Source organism: Chromatiales bacterium 21-64-14, assembly GCA_002255365.1.
GTDB lineage: Bacteria > Pseudomonadota > Gammaproteobacteria > 21-64-14 > 21-64-14 > 21-64-14.
On record NCBI01000014.1, the window covers coordinates 84,022 to 98,882 of the forward strand.

The following is a 14,861-nucleotide window of genomic DNA, read 5'->3' on the forward strand; positions in this document are numbered from 1 at the left end:
AGGCGGGGGAGACTGGTTTGCGTTGCCGCCGCCGCGCCCTGGACGACAGCTGAATCCGGTTAACAGGCCTTAAGGATTCGAAGAATGACAAAGTCCGAATTGATCGAAATACTGGCCCGCAAGCAAAGCCATCTTAAATACCGGGACGTGGAGTTGGCCGTCAAGAGCCTGCTGGAGCAGATGAGCCAGGCGTTGGCCACCGGCCAGCGGATCGAAATCCGGGGTTTCGGGAGTTTCTCGCTGCATTACCGCCCGCCGCGGATCGGCCGCAACCCCAAGACCGGAGACTCCGTGCAGTTGCCCGGGAAATACGTCCCCCATTTCAAGCCGGGCAAGGAACTGCGGGAACGGGTCAACAACGACCTCAATCCCGAGAACCCCTGACACGGGTTCCCGCGTCGACGCACGCAGTGCGTTTCGTCGCATTATCCCATCCCTTTCCGATGCCGGTCATCGGCGGCCTGTTCCGCGTCGTTTTTGTTCCAACGGGTTATATACAGCGGCCCAGGGCCATGCCCAAGTGCCGGTCCGCGCCATCTGCGCGTAGAAAATCGAGGACCGATGTGACACCGCCGCGGTAGCGTCGTGCTTGCTCGGACTAACGCCTCGTGTCGTGTTCCGCGCGTGGGATCCCTTCAGTGTTCTCCCGCAGCGTCTGGTCACGGCGCCGGCGCGTGCGCTGCCGACGGCGTAGCGGGCACGCCGCCGAGTTGGGGCAGAGACGACGCCCGGACCGGGGGTGTAGCGGCGGGACGCCGGCGCGCAATGCGGGCTAGAATAGTGGGAGGTCGCCGGAGGCGGAGGAAGCATGGTGCGGATCGTCGGTTTCGTGGTCCTGGTGGTGGTGGTCGCGGTGGCCCTGAGTTTTGCCGTGCTCAACGCCGGGGTGGTGCCGCTGAACTTCTACTTTGGCACCCGGCACGTTCCCTTGGCACTGGCGCTGGTGCTGGCCGTGGTGATCGGAGCCGTGCTGGGGGTGGTGGCCAGTCTCGGCATGGTCCTCAGGTCGAAACGTGAAGTCCTGCGGTTGCGAAGGACCGCGCGCCAGGTGGAAGCGGAGCTGGAAAATCTCCGCACCCTTCCGATCAAGCACGAACATTGACATGCTGCAACTCCTGTGGCTGTTGCTCCCCGTCGCGGCGGCTTCCGGCTGGTACGCCGCGCGTCGCAGCGCTCGCCGGTCGACCAAAGGACTCGACGTTCACTACGTGCAGGGCCTCAACTACCTGATCAGCGAACAGCCCGACAAGGCCATCGAGGTATTCACCCGGATGGTGGAGGTGGACAGCGACACCGTCGAGGTCCACGTGGCCTTGGGCAATCTGTTTCGCCGGCGAGGCGAGGTAGACCGCGCTATCCGCATCCATCAGAACCTGATCGCGCGTCCCAGCCTGACCCGGGTGCAACGCGCCATGGCGCTGTTGGAGCTCGGGGAGGATTACCTGCGCGCCGGCCTATTGGACCGGGCCGAAAGCCTGTTCAAGGAACTCACCGACGCTAAACTCCACACCGAAGCGGCGTTGCGGCACTTGGTGGGGATCTACGAACAGGAGAAGGAGTGGGCGGACGCCATCGACGCGGCGCAACGCCTGGAGAGCGTCAGCGGCAAACCCCTCGGTCCCGTGATCGCGCAGTATCATTGTGAGCTCGCGGAGCAGGCACGGCGTGAAGACGGCCTTGAAGGTGCCTTGCGCGGCATCAAACGCGCCCTGGCTCACGACCCCGGGTGTGTGCGGGCCACCATCATGCAGGGGCACATCGAGATGGAACTGGGCCGTTACAAGGCCGCATGCCAGAGTTTCATGCGGGTCCCGGAGCAGGACGTCGAATATCTGTCGGAAGTCCTGACGCCGCTGAAGGAGTGTTTCCAGGCCCAGGAACGTCCGGACGCCCTGGGGGATTTCCTGCGCAATCTGCTGGAGCGTCACCCCAACACCGCGGCGGTGGTCGCCATGGCGGACCTGCTGGAGCAGCAGCGCGGTACTCCGGATGCCGCGGAATTCCTGGCCGAGTGTTTGAACCGCAATCCCTCCCTGTTGGGGATCCAACGTTTGGTCCGTCTGTACCGAACGCGGGCGGAAGGGGAGCGGCGGTCGGATTTGCGTACCTTGGGGGAGCGTATGGAACGACTCTTCGAGGATGTCCCCGCCTATTTTTGCACCCATTGCGGTTTCAACGGCAAGGCCCTGCACTGGCAGTGTCCGGGGTGTGGCCGCTGGAGTACCCTGAAGCCGATGCGCGGGATGAGCGTCCATGCGTTCCTCGCCACCACCACGACCAGCCTGAAGACGCGCCAGACCCAATGATGACGCGGCCTTCGCAAGTCCCACCGCGCAGCACGGGCGCCCTGTCAGGAGGGTATCGCTAAAATGAACGCCGCCGCGTCGTCCCCGTTCCGCATCGAAGGCCCGCGGATCATCGTGGCCCTGGACTGCCCCGACTCCAGGACCGCCCTCGCCCTGGCCGGCCGGCTGGATTCCCGGCACTGCCGCCTCAAGGTGGGGAAGGAACTCTTTACCCGGGCCGGTCCCGAAGTGGTAGCGCGTCTCACGGCCGCTGGGTTCGACGTGTTTCTGGATCTCAAGTACCACGATATCCCCAACACCGTGGCCCAGGCCTGCACCGCTGCGGCGGATCTCGGCGTATGGATGATGAATGTGCACACCCTTGGTGGGCGGCGCATGCTGGAGGCGGCGCGGGATGCCTTGGCTGGGCACGGGGAGCGGCCATTTCTGGTGGGCGTGACCGTACTGACCAGCGTGGGTGCCGATGAGTTGGCGGAGGTCGGGCTCAACGGCGGGCCGGAGGAAAACGTACTGCGGCTCGCGCGCCTCGCGCGCGCCGCAGGACTGGACGGTGTGGTCTGCGCGCCCGCGGAGGCGGCGCGGCTGCGTGCCGAGTTTGGTCCCCGGTTCCTGCTGGTGACCCCCGGGATTCGCCCGGTGGGGAGCGGGCGGGACGATCAGCGGCGCATCATGACCCCCGCCCAGGCGCTACAGGCGGGGGCCAGTTACTTGGTGGTGGGCCGTCCGGTGACTCAGGCCCCGGATCCCATTGCGGCGTTGGCGGCCATCCAGACGGAGATCGACGCATTGACATGATCCGCCGGGATGTTAGGATCGGCAGACGGAAGGAGGTGGGCGCTGTGGTCTGGCCGGGAAGGTCGGGGCACGGGGTCCGCAGTACGACACGATTCAGGAATGGATCGGCCGCGCGGCAGCACCGCCCTTCCGGGCAATACGGCAATACAAGGAACGTAGCGGGGTGGAATCACCCCATTTTCCATAGGAGGGAACTGCCATGTCACACACATTCCGCACGACGCTGTTCACGCTCTTCCTGTGCGTGCTTCCCGGGTCCGGTTTCGCCGGTGCGCTCAATATCAACGAGGCGGATGCACCGGCTCTGGCCGCTGGCATCGACGGCGTGGGTCCCGGCCGGGCCGCGGCCATCGTCCGCTACCGGGAAGCCCACGGTCGGTTTACGTCAGTGGACCAGTTGAGCGCGATCAAGGGGGTCGGACCCCGGGTATTGGAGCGCAACCGGGATCGGCTGACCGTAGGCCCGGACCCCAAGTCGGACCGCGAGTCGGACCACAAGAAGTAGCCGCGATCGCGGCGTGCCACTGCCGGACGGTGTTCGATGACATCCAACCGCAAATCCTGGTACTTGGTCTATGGCAAACCGCGCCAGGAACGCGTCGCGCTGGAGAACCTGCGCCGGCAGGGTTTTGAGGCCTACTTCCCGTTGGTCCGGCAACGCAGGCGCCGCCGTGGACAGGCGGTGCTCACTGTGGAGCCCATGTTCCCCCGGTACCTGTTCGTGTGTTTCGACGCCGAGCGGGATCATTGGGGGCCGATCCGCTCCACCCTGGGGGTGGTCAGCCTGGTGCGTTTTGGCGCCGCGTTGGCCCGGGTCCCCGATTCGCTGGTGGCTCTGCTGCGCTCGCGGGAAGATGGTGAAGGCGTACAGGACTTGCCCGCACCGGGCTTTCGGCCCGGTGCGGGGGTCCGCATCGTGGTCGGTCCCCTGGCGGGCTACGAAGGCATCTTTCACGGGGCCAACGGGCGGGATCGGGTGACGGTGCTGCTCCACGTGTGCGGGCAACATACCCCGGTGCAGTTGGACGCCGCCTACCTGGAACCCCTGCGTTGATATCACGTAAGCCGCGCTTGACCCTACATTTCGAGGTCCCTATAGTGTTCATCCCATGAACGCGATAGGGCGGGAGGAGGAACTGACCCGGGCGCTGCTGGAGGCCATCGGGCACGAGTCCGATGTGAGCCAGCGCCACCTGGCGCGCCACCTGGGAGTGGCCCTGGGCTTGGCTAATTCCTACCTCAAACGCTGTATCCGCAAGGGATACGTCAAGGTCCAGCACGCGCCAGCCAACCGCTACCTTTACTACCTGACCCCGAAAGGCTTCACCGAGAAGGCGCGGCTTACTGGCCAATATCTTCAAGTCTCCTTCGATTTCTACCGGCGCGCGGCCACTTCCTGCGACCGGGCGCTGCGGGTGTGCGACGCCCAGGGTTGGCGCCGGCTGCTGCTGGCCGGTGTCTCCGAGTTGGCGGAGATTGCATCGGTGCGTGCGGTGGAGCGGGGACTCAACGTGGTGGGGACTTTCGACCCGGATACGGATCGGACGCAGTTTCTGGGCCGGCCGGTATACCGCGAAGCGCGGGCTGCCCCCCGTCACGATGCCTGTCTGCTGACGGATGTCACGAACGCCCAGGCCGGTCATGATCGGCTCGTGGCGGCCTTCGGCGGCCAGCCGGTGTTGGTTCCCGATATCCTCCCGGTGGCGGAGGGGCGGTAGCCCCGGGATTGAGGGCAGTGGGGTTTGTTGGCCCTGCGGGGTCCGGTGGCGGTTATGCCGAGGGGCGCGCGGCATGACGGGGCGGTAGCGTGCCTAAACATTACACCAGCCCGCGGCTAGGGCCGGCTCCCGGCCTTTGGTGGAATCCAACCGGGCGTATTATCATCACGGTTCCGGTTCGCGCTGATTTCAACGCGAATCGCTTGCGTAGCGTGGATGCAGGCCGTAGCCGGGGATCGCGCCGGGCTGGAAGGCGGGTCCCGAGGAGTGCGCTGCGCTCCATCCAGACGACCGAACGCCACAACCGCTGCGGAACCGACCGATCAAGATATGAGGTTTCCGAGGTTTTCGTGGCTCAATTCAACCGTCTGGTCCGGCTTCAACGCCCGGAGTTTAAGTGCCATACGCACTCGGGCCGGCCGCGGACGGATACCACTGACTCGATGAGAGATCTCACCAAAATGAATCCGCGGATCAGAGGATTTTCCGGATCCTACCCGGGGGGAACGGCGCGCGTCACCGGTGGGACGCGCGCCCTGCGCGCCGTCGTAGTTGGCTTTACCGCCGCGCTTCGATGTGCGCCAGTACCTTCGAACCGGCGCAAGCCCACCCCGGGAGATATCCGATGAAGTTGCAGCCGGTGGTGTTGGCGGGCGGTTCCGGTACCCGTTTGTGGCCACTATCGCGGGAATACTACCCCAAACCCTTGTTGCCCCTGGTGGCGGACCGGCCGTTGATCCAGGAGGCGGTGTGCCGGCTCGACGGGCTCCCGGAGCTGGCACCGCCGATCCTGGTGTGCAACGAGGCGCATCGGTTTCTGGTGGCGGAGCAGTTGCGACAGCTCCGGCGCACCGGCGGTCTCATCTTGCTGGAACCGGCCGGTCGCAATACCGCGCCGGCCCTGGCGATCGCCGCCCATGCGGCCTGTGCCGGGGGCGAGGACGTGGTGCTGGCGGTGATGCCCGCGGATCACGTGATTCTCAACGCCCCGGCCTTCCAGGCCGCAGTGCGCGAGGCCACCGTTCTTGCGCAAGAGGGCCGGTTGGCCACCTTCGGGGTAGTGCCGATGGGCGCGGAGACCGGGTACGGCTATATCCGCAAGGGGACAGCCATCCGCGCCGCGCGCGACGGCCTGCCGGGCGCCTACGCGGTGGCCGAGTTCGTCGAAAAGCCGGATCGTGCCACCGCCGAGGCGTATCTGGACTCCGGCGAATACCTGTGGAACAGCGGCATCTTCGTGATGCGCGCCGCGCGCTGGCTGGAAGAGCTGGAGACGCACCGCCCGGACATCGCGCGCGCCGCGCGGGCGGCCTACGAGCAGGGCAGCCGTGACGAGGATTTCTACCGCGTCGACGCGGCGAGTTTCGCCGCCTGCCCCGGGGACTCCATCGACTATGCGGTCATGGAGAAGACCGCGGCGGCCGCGGTGGTCCCGCTGGATGCCGGCTGGTCGGACATCGGATCCTGGCCGGCGTTGTGGGATGTCTGTCCGCGCGATGCGTCCGGCAACGTAGTGCAGGGCGATGTCATGACCGAACAGGTGACCAACTCCCTGATGATCTCCCAACACCGGCTGCTGGCCGCTGTCGGGGTGACGGACCTGATGATCGTGGAGACCGCCGATGCGGTACTGGTGGCGCACCGGGACCACGCCCAGCAGGTGAAGGGGATCGTCCAGCAGATCAAGGACCAGGGCCGCGAGGAACACAAGGTCCACCGCAAGGTCTACCGCCCGTGGGGCGCCTACGAGGGGATCTGCACCGGGCCGCGGTTCCAGGTCAAACTCATCACCGTTAACCCCGGCGCATCGCTTTCCCTGCAGATGCATCACCACCGCGCCGAGCACTGGATCGTGGTCACCGGCACCGCCCGGGTGACCCGCGACGAAGAAGTGTTCATGCTGACGGAGAACCAGTCCACCTATATCCCGTTGGGGACCCGGCACCGGTTGGAAAATCCGGGCACCATCTCCCTGGAGATCATCGAGGTGCAATCCGGCAGCTACCTCGGCGAGGACGATATCGTGCGCTTCGAGGACAAGTACAAGCGTTGCTGACCGAACCGGTACCGGATCCGCGCGGCGGGCGTATCATGCCCATCGCGCCGGCTGGATGAACCACCAACCAACCACCACGGGCGAACGATGAAGAAGGCATTGATCACCGGCATCACCGGACAGGACGGGGCGTACCTGGGCGAACTCCTTCTGGGGAAGGGCTATGAGGTCCACGGCATCAAGCGCCGGACCTCATTGATCAACACCGACCGGATCGACCATCTCTACCAGGACCCCCACACCGCCAACCCCCGGTTCATCCTCCACTACGGGGACATGACCGATTCCAGCAGCCTGATCCGGGTGATCCAACAGGTGCAGCCGGATGAGATCTACAACCTGGCGGCCCAGAGCCACGTGGCGGTCTCCTTCGAGGAACCCGAGTACACCGCGGACTCCGACGCGCTCGGCGCGTTGCGGCTGCTGGAGGCGATCCGCATCCTGGGGCTCGAGAAGCGCACCCGGTTCTACCAGGCCTCCACGTCGGAGCTGTTCGGAAAGGTACAGGAAGTGCCTCAGCGGGAGACCACACCGTTCTATCCGCGTTCTCCCTATGCGGCGGCCAAGCTCTACGCCTACTGGATCACCATCAACTACCGTGAGGCCTACGGTATCTACGCCTGCAACGGGATACTTTTCAACCACGAAAGCCCGATCCGTGGGGAGACCTTCGTCACCCGCAAGATCACCCGCGCGCTGGCACGCATCGCCCTGGGCTTGCAGGACTGCGTGTATCTCGGCAACCTCGACGCGCGCCGCGATTGGGGGCACGCGCGCGACTACGTGGAGATGATGTGGCTCATGCTCCAGCAGGAGGCCCCTGAGGACTATGTTATCGCCAGCGGTGAGCAGCACAGCGTGCGCGAGTTCGTCGACTCCGCCGCGCGCGGGCTCGGTATCGGGCTGCGCTGGGAGGGTTCCGGCCGCGCGGAGACCGGCACCGTAGAGACGGTAGACCCCGCCGGCCGCTACACGTTGCCGCAGGGCCTCGCCCCCGGGGCGGTGATCGTGCGCGTCGATCCGCGCTACTTCCGTCCCACCGAGGTCGAGACCCTGCTCGGCGATCCGGCCAAGGCGCGCGACCAGCTCGGTTGGCGCCCGCAACTATCGTTCGCGGAGTTGGTGCGCGAGATGATCAATGCCGATTTCGAACTCGCGCGCCGCGACGAACTATGCCGCAGCGCCGGTTTCACCGTCCCGGACCGGCACGAATGAGCGCGCTTGGCAAAAGCACTCCCCCGGTTGAGGTCACGCACATTTCAAATCACGGTGTCTGGCTACTGGCCGGTGACCGTGAGTTGTTCATGCCCTATGACAACTTCCCGTGGTTCGCGGACGTGGCTATGGGAAAAATCCTGAATGTTGAGGAACCGACTCCGGGGCACTATTACTGGCCGGATCTGGACGTCGATCTAACAGAAGAAATCATTTCACACCCCGAGCGGTTTCCGCTTCAGGCGAAGTAACAGATAACCCATACGAGCGCGGTGCTCGCAACGTGAGATCACGCCGGGTTGTAGCAGGAATTCAGCACCGATCAGGTTGAAGTAAAATGGATCAAAACCTTCTGGATTTAATGCTAAGCGTATTCAACCGCCATCCGGATCTCCGGATGGCGGTGGTGTTCGGCTCGCTGGCTGCCGGCCGGGGTCATCCCGACAGCGATATTGATCTGGCCGTCGACGCCGGGCGGGCGCTGAGCGTGGCGGAGCGGATGCGCCTCATCGGCGAAGTGGCCGAGGCGACGGGGCGGCCAGTCGATCTGATCGACCTGCATGTCGTGGGGGAACCGCTGCTGGGGCAAATCCTCAAAGGGGGTCGGCGCATTTTCGGTAGTAACGCTGCGTACGCCGAACTCATCAAGCGCCATGTCTTCGCGGAGGCGGATTTCATGCCCTACCAGCGCCGGATCCTGGCCGAGCGGAGGCGCGCATGGATCGGGAAATAGTCGAGCAAAAGCTGGAGGCCCTGCGGCGGAGCATACAGCGCGTACAGGAGAAATGCCCGCGGGAGCCCGCGGCGCTAGTAAAGGACGTGGATGCCCAGGACATCGTAGCGATCAATCTTACCCGGGCGGTGCAGCTCTGCGTGGATATCGGTGCCCACCTGATCGCCTATAGCAATATCGCGGCGCCCGACACGATGGGGGGAACCTTCGATGCCCTGTCCGAGATTGGTTGCATCAACCACGAGTTGGCCGCCCGTTTGAAAAAGTCCGTCGGGTTTCGCAACATCGCGGTGCACAACTACCAGGCCATCGACTGGCAGATCGTCCATGCGATCGCCACCACGCGACTCGGCGACTTCAGCGCGTATGCGCAGGCGGTCGTCGACTTCACCCGCCTACCGCAGGGGGGTGCTGAGAAATGAGCGCATTGGATAGAGCGCGAACCACGCGCAGCGTGGATGCAGACAATCGCCTGGGCGGATGGATTGCCCGGCCCGCCCCCGCCACCGCACGGGATGCCGCTCCGGCCTTGGCCCCCGCGTGCCGCGACGAACTCTGCCGCAGCGCCGGTTTCACCGTCCCGGACCGGCACGAATGAGCGCGCCGGCGGCACCGATGGATCCACGCTCGCGCATCTACGTCGCTGGCCATCGTGGGCTCGTGGGGGCCGCGATCTGCCGCGTACTGGAGCAACATGGCCATACCAATCTGTTGACCAGGACCCATAGGGAGCTCGATCTGACGGACGGCGCCGCGGTCCGGGCATTCTTCGAGGAGCACCGCCCGGAATACGTATTCCTCGCGGCCGCCAAGGTGGGCGGGATACTCGCCAACGACGCCTATCCCGCGGACTTCATCCGTGACAACCTGTTGATCCAGACGCATGCCATCGATGCGGCCTACCACTCGGGCACGAAGAAGCTCCTGTTTCTCGGTTCGTCCTGCATCTACCCGAAACTTGCGCCCCAGCCGATCAAGGAAGAATATTTGCTCACCGGCGCCCTGGAGTCCACTAACCAGTGGTACGCGGTGGCCAAGATCGCCGGCATCAAGATGTGCCAGGCCTACCGGCGTCAATATGGGTTCAACGCCATCTGCGCCATGCCGACCAACCTCTACGGTCCCGGCGACAACTTCGACCTAAAGACCTCCCACGTCCTCCCGGCGCTGATCCGCAAGTTCCACGAGGCCAAGGAGGCGGGGGCGCCAAGCGTCACGGTATGGGGCACCGGAAACCCGCGCCGCGAGTTCCTGCACGTCGACGACCTCGCCGACGCCTGTCTGTTCTTGATGCGGAACTACGACGGCGAGCAGATCGTCAACGTCGGGGTCGGCGAGGACGTCACCATCCGTGAGCTGGCGGAGCTGGTACGGGGAGCGGTGGGCTTCGAGGGCCAGATCGTTTTCGATACCAGTAAACCGGACGGTACCCCGCGCAAGCTGTTGGACGTGGGCAAACTGCGCGGACTCGGTTGGCAGCCGACGATATCGCTTCCGGAAGGTATCCGTCGAACGGTTGAATCGTATTCCCCGGTGGCGACCACCCCTTGACCGGGACGCGTCGGTACTGTGGCCGCCCGGGTGCTCACGGGGCGTACCTCGATGCCATGTTACCGGATGCTTCGATTTACCAATATGTCCGGGACAACGCCACAGTTCCACCCCGCATTGACAGTGGATCTACGGATACTTACGCTTGGTAAGGATTATTCCCGCCTATCAGGGGTGCGCCATGTCGGAAGCCCGGTTGAGTTCCAAAGGACAAATCACGGTCCCGCGCGATATTCGCGAGCGGTTGAAGCTCAATCGTGGAGACAAGGTGCGGTTTAGGATCGCAGATGATGGCCAGGTCGTTTTGGAAGCTGCCAGGCATCATATCGGTGAGCTGTACGGCCTGCTGCGCCGCAAAGGCCGCAAGCCTGTCGCGGTCGAGTCGATGGACGAGGCAATCCGTCACCGCGTCAAGGCTCCGTGATGAACGGACTCGATACCAACGTGCTCATCCGCTATCTGGTGGTCGACGACGAGGCTCAGGCCGCCTAGGCCAAACGCTACCTCGAGTCCGGCACCAGTTATGTCAACTGCATCGTGCTGAGCGAAGTCGTTTGGGTGCTGGAGTCAGCCTACGGATACGATAAGGAGGCTATTATCAGTGCTCTGGAACGGTTATTGTCCACCCACGAGGTTGAGGTGGAGGATGCCGACGTGGCGTTGGCCGCCTTGCACGATTATCGTCGATCGGCTGCCGGATTTACGGACTGCCTGATCGGACACCGCAACGCCGCTCACGGTTGCGGTGAAACCGGGTCTTTCGATAAGCGCGCGAAGGGTGTCGCGGGGTTTAAGATGCTGTGATTTACATGGAGTGGTTCGCCGGAGCCCACCAACGAGTGGTACGCTGTGGCCAAGATCGCCCGCATCAAGATGTGCCAGACCTACCGGCGTCAATACGGGTTCAACGCGATCTGCGCCATGCCGACCAACCTCTACGGGCCCGGGGACAACTTCGACCTGACTATCTCCCACGTCCTAACGGCGCTGATCCGAAAATTCCATGAGGCCAAGGAGTCGGGGCGGGGCGCCGAGCGTCACCGTATGGGGCACCGGAAGCCCGCGCCGCGAGTTCCTGCGCGTGGACGATCTCGCCGACGCCTGCCGGTTTCTCCTGGAGCGCTATGGCGGGGGGGCGTCAACGTCAGGGTCGGCGAGGACGTCATCATCCGTGAGCTGGCGGAGCTGGTCCGCGCTGCGGTGGGGTTTGAAGGGGAACTCGTATTCGGTACCAGCAAACCTGATGGCACGGTGCGTAAGCTGCTGGACGTGGGCCAACTACGCGGACTCGGATGGCGGCCGACGACATCACTTCCGGAAGGTATCCGTCGAACGGTTGAATCGTATTTCTCGGCACTGACGACATTTTAACCAAGCTGGGACGGTGCGGCCGCGTAGATGCGATCGTGCTGTACGCCGATGCAATTTCACCGAACTCATTTATTTATCAAAGCACGTAACTTTGAACCTTCGTAAGCCATTCGCAATCTGACGCATGCGCCGCAACATCCTTTGGAACGTGCTCGGGGTTTTGTTGCCGATGCTGGCTGGTCTGGCGGCGATTCCCCAGCTGTTAGAGCGGTTAGGGGCGGAACGGTTTGGGATCCTATCCCTAGGGTGGATGTTAGTCGGCTATATCGGAATGCTCGATCTTGGGCTCGGGCGCGCACTGACCCGCGCTATCGCCGAGCAAATTGGGCAAGACGTACCGGTCGCACGACAGTTCGTGCTCGCGCGACGTGCCACACAAATTATGGTAGCCATCGGTATAGGTTGGATGTTGTTAATTGTAGCTCTTATTCCGTGGCTGGTCGGGGACGCCATTAAAATCCCCGCAGACCTGCACGCGCAAGCTCGAATTGGCTTTTTTTGGCTAGCTGGATGTGCTCCATTCATGCTTTATTCGAATTCGCGCATCGCGTTGCTCGAGGGCCGGGAGCGATTCGCACACGTCAATCTGGTTCGGATTCCGACGGGGGTGGCGTATTTCTTGGCCCCACTCGGGGTGGCGATATACACGCATGACCTGGAATGGGTACTGTTCTCTCTGCTGGTAGTACGTATTGCGGCGAGCATTTCGCTTGCCATGCTTGTTGATGCGCGAGAACGTGTGCCTACTAGTTCATCCTGCAGTCAGTCTGACCTGCGTTCGTTGTTTCATTTTGGAGGATGGTTAACCGTTTCGAACGTACTTGGTCCAATGATGACATATCTTGACCGTTTTTATATTGGCGCCATCTTGTCCGTTACGGCCGTCGCGTATTACACGGTTCCATACGACGCAATTGTGCGTTTAACTTCCCTACCAGTGGCCATGATGGGTGCACTGTTTCCAGCCCTGACGAATGCGCATACCGTATCGACTGCGCGACTGTCGCACATTGTGCGTACTGTCACGAACCTTTTGTTGGTGGCGTGGTTTCCCGGATTGTTGGTGGCTATGCTCTTTGCCCAGGAAATACTCGCGTGGTGGGTGGGTCCGGAAATGGCGTGGCATAGCTTTCGGGTATGGCGTTGGCTAGTGGTAGGTGTTTTCATAAACGGGTTTGCCCATGTACCATATAATCTTCTCCTAAGTGCCGGCCGTTCGGATCTTACTGCAAAATTTCATTTTTTCGAGCTGCCCGTTTATGTTTTGATGTTGATTGTGGGAATCTCAGTTTCCGGAATCGAAGGTGTCGCTATTGCGTGGACATCGCGTGTCAGTCTTGATACCGTTTTGCTTTTCGTTGCGGCGATAAGATTGTATCCGATTCAGCGCAGAGAAAGTTATCGTGCGCTATTATTTTTAGCGAGTGGTACCCTCCTATTGCTTGCGGCGCTCTTCTTCGAAGACCATCTGTCTGAACCCGTTGCGCTGAGTCTGTTTTTACTGGGCGTAGCGGGAAGCGTGGTCGCGGGCGCTGCGTTCCAAATTAGAAAAATCGCATAATGGACGCGAATTACTCAGCTGAGGCATGGCCTACGAACGGATTGGAGCGCGTGGAGACGTGCCCTGTCTGTTGGAATAGCGAGCGCGTCTTGCTGTACCAAGACCTAACGGATACGGTATTCCACTGCGCCCCGGGCGTTTGGAACCTATATCAGTGTCAAGGATGCGGTTCCGGGTACCTAGATCCGAGGCCTACGGCGGCGACTATCGGGCTTGCGTATGCAGCCTATTATACGCATAACGACCGTGAGGTGGCGGTTAACGGCGTCGGAAAGGGTGGATTGAGTCACTGGATGCGTGCGTTAGTTAACGGCTATCGGAAGGACCGCTTTGGAATCAACGCCTATCCGGCGTTATCTATCGGGAAATGGTTAATACCGGCAGTTCCACCTGTGCGGGCTCATGCGGATGCAGTGATCCAGCACCTACGCGAGTTGCCGACAGGCGGACGGCAGCTTTTAGATATTGGATGTGGAAACGGCCTAATGCTTTCGTTTGCGCGGGACATGGGGTGGAGCGCGAGAGGGGTAGAACTAGATTCGGATGCCGTTGCCGTGGCACGTTCACGTGGTTTGGATGTGAAACATGGTGATATTAGAGTGTTGGCGCACGAACGAGAAGCCTACGATATGATAACTTGTAGTCATGTCATTGAGCATGTGCACGACCCACTTAGCCTTCTGTCGGACATTTATCGTTTACTAAAGCCAGAAGGTATATTGTGGCTCCAAACACCGAATATAGACAGTCTGGGGCGTAAACGATTCGGACCGAATTGGCGTGGACTCGAGCCACCGCGGCATTTGGTGCTTTTCTCATCATCGTCGCTTAAGCAAGCGTTGCGCAATGCGGGATTCGTGCCCAGCGATGCTGGGGAGTGCGGGCTTCAAGTCCCGTTGATGTATGTTGCTAGTCATGCGCTTGCACGGGGCAGGAATCCATATGAAGTGTCTCCGGTCTACGCGTTCACGCCCGTTGTTATCATGGATATGCTGAAGGAAGCCAAGAATCCGGGAATTCGCGAGGTTATTAGCGTCTATTGCAAGAAAGAGTTCTGCGATGCTGGCCGACCATAGCGTTGCTGCGGAAAATGTGTGTGTTGCGACGGTTACCTATGGGCGCCGCTGGGCATTATTACAACAAGTTCTGCGTAGAGTATTAGCGCAAGGTGTCGGAAATGTTGTGGTTATCGATAACGGATCAGAAGAAAAAATCGCAGAGCTAGCGGATGGGAGTTTCGGCGCCCGCGTCCGCGTTGTGACGTTACGTAAGAACTGGGGATCGGCAGGTGGGTTTTATCGTGCACTTGAATGTGCCTTACAGACGAGAGCAGAATTCATATGGCTGTTGGACGACGACAGTCTCCCGGCGCAAAATGCGCTGGCTTCGCTGTTAACGGCGTATGAATATTTGGGGGGCACCGATAACAATGCATTACTCTCATTTCGCCCGCAATGGTCAACGTTTCGTCAACTTGCGAATGACGGATATGATAAGACGGCGATGGAGAACAAATTTCAGGGGATGCATTTTCGATGTTTCCCAGATTTATTTT

The 14,861-nt window shown here is 61.9% G+C and carries 18 protein-coding genes and 1 pseudogene; all 19 read left to right on the forward strand.

The genetic code is table 11. The annotated features are described in order from the left end of the window. The first annotated feature begins 84 nt into the window (after positions 1 to 84). Positions 85 to 384 carry an integration host factor subunit beta gene (locus tag B7Z66_08535; GenBank protein OYV76548.1) on the forward strand — a complete coding sequence of 100 codons (300 nt, stop codon included), beginning with the start codon at positions 85 to 87 and terminating at the stop codon, positions 382 to 384. Positions 385 to 808: 424 nt separating this feature from the next. After that, positions 809 to 1,102, forward strand: coding sequence for a hypothetical protein (locus B7Z66_08540; protein ID OYV76549.1), 294 nt, complete (start codon positions 809 to 811; stop codon positions 1,100 to 1,102). A 1-nt stretch (position 1,103) separates the two neighbouring features. Beyond that, on the forward strand, positions 1,104 to 2,306 hold the full coding sequence (locus B7Z66_08545) for a lipopolysaccharide assembly protein LapB (protein ID OYV76550.1): 1,203 nt from the start codon (positions 1,104 to 1,106) through the stop codon (positions 2,304 to 2,306). Positions 2,307 to 2,369: 63 nt separating this feature from the next. Next, the gene (locus B7Z66_08550) at positions 2,370 to 3,101 is read left to right on the forward strand and encodes an orotidine 5'-phosphate decarboxylase (protein ID OYV76551.1); all 732 of its coding nucleotides are present in this window, start codon (positions 2,370 to 2,372) and stop codon (positions 3,099 to 3,101) included. 199 nt (positions 3,102 to 3,300) lie between these two features. After that, entirely contained in the window at positions 3,301 to 3,606 is a 306-nt protein-coding gene (locus B7Z66_08555) for a hypothetical protein (protein ID OYV76552.1), read from the forward strand. A gap of 36 nt (positions 3,607 to 3,642) precedes the next feature. Further along, complete coding sequence (locus tag B7Z66_08560; GenBank protein OYV76553.1) at positions 3,643 to 4,155, forward strand: transcription/translation regulatory transformer protein RfaH; 513 nt, start codon at positions 3,643 to 3,645, stop codon at positions 4,153 to 4,155. A gap of 55 nt (positions 4,156 to 4,210) precedes the next feature. Continuing rightward, positions 4,211 to 4,819: a hypothetical protein gene (locus tag B7Z66_08565; protein ID OYV76554.1), complete on the forward strand. Its 609-nt coding sequence runs from the start codon at positions 4,211 to 4,213 to the stop codon at positions 4,817 to 4,819. A gap of 625 nt (positions 4,820 to 5,444) precedes the next feature. Next, on the forward strand, positions 5,445 to 6,875 hold the full coding sequence (locus B7Z66_08570; protein OYV76555.1) for a mannose-1-phosphate guanylyltransferase/mannose-6-phosphate isomerase: 1,431 nt from the start codon (positions 5,445 to 5,447) through the stop codon (positions 6,873 to 6,875). Between the two features lie 87 nt (positions 6,876 to 6,962). After that, the gene (locus tag B7Z66_08575) at positions 6,963 to 8,090 is read left to right on the forward strand and encodes a GDP-mannose 4,6-dehydratase (GenBank protein ID OYV76556.1); all 1,128 of its coding nucleotides are present in this window, start codon (positions 6,963 to 6,965) and stop codon (positions 8,088 to 8,090) included. Then, positions 8,087 to 8,341 (forward strand): integron cassette protein, encoded by a 255-nt coding sequence (locus B7Z66_08580; GenBank protein OYV76557.1) that lies wholly within the window; start codon positions 8,087 to 8,089, stop codon positions 8,339 to 8,341. Before B7Z66_08575 ends, B7Z66_08580 begins: the two co-directional genes overlap by 4 nt. An 86-nt stretch (positions 8,342 to 8,427) precedes the next feature. Further along, positions 8,428 to 8,823 (forward strand): DNA polymerase III subunit beta, encoded by a 396-nt coding sequence (locus B7Z66_08585; GenBank protein ID OYV76558.1) that lies wholly within the window; start codon positions 8,428 to 8,430, stop codon positions 8,821 to 8,823. After that, positions 8,808 to 9,245, forward strand: coding sequence for a hypothetical protein (locus B7Z66_08590; protein OYV76559.1), 438 nt, complete (start codon positions 8,808 to 8,810; stop codon positions 9,243 to 9,245). Before B7Z66_08585 ends, B7Z66_08590 begins: the two co-directional genes overlap by 16 nt. 193 nt (positions 9,246 to 9,438) lie before the next feature. Beyond that, on the forward strand, positions 9,439 to 10,374 hold the full coding sequence (locus tag B7Z66_08595) for a GDP-fucose synthetase (GenBank protein OYV76569.1): 936 nt from the start codon (positions 9,439 to 9,441) through the stop codon (positions 10,372 to 10,374). Between the two features lie 181 nt (positions 10,375 to 10,555). After that, positions 10,556 to 10,798: a hypothetical protein gene (locus B7Z66_08600; protein OYV76560.1), complete on the forward strand. Its 243-nt coding sequence runs from the start codon at positions 10,556 to 10,558 to the stop codon at positions 10,796 to 10,798. Positions 10,799 to 10,911: 113 nt separating this feature from the next. Next, entirely contained in the window at positions 10,912 to 11,178 is a 267-nt protein-coding gene (locus B7Z66_08605; protein ID OYV76561.1) for a hypothetical protein, read from the forward strand. A gap of 45 nt (positions 11,179 to 11,223) precedes the next feature. Next, positions 11,224 to 11,745 (forward strand): annotated as a pseudogene (locus tag B7Z66_08610) (hypothetical protein). Positions 11,746 to 11,869: 124 nt separating this feature from the next. Next, positions 11,870 to 13,306 (forward strand): hypothetical protein, encoded by a 1,437-nt coding sequence (locus B7Z66_08615; protein OYV76562.1) that lies wholly within the window; start codon positions 11,870 to 11,872, stop codon positions 13,304 to 13,306. After that, the gene (locus tag B7Z66_08620) at positions 13,306 to 14,382 is read left to right on the forward strand and encodes a hypothetical protein (GenBank protein OYV76563.1); all 1,077 of its coding nucleotides are present in this window, start codon (positions 13,306 to 13,308) and stop codon (positions 14,380 to 14,382) included. The genes B7Z66_08615 and B7Z66_08620 overlap by 1 nt, the downstream gene beginning before the upstream one ends. Beyond that, a partial coding sequence (locus B7Z66_08625) for a hypothetical protein (GenBank protein ID OYV76570.1) occupies positions 14,366 to 14,861 on the forward strand: 496 nt, incomplete at its 3' end. The genes B7Z66_08620 and B7Z66_08625, both read left to right, overlap by 17 nt.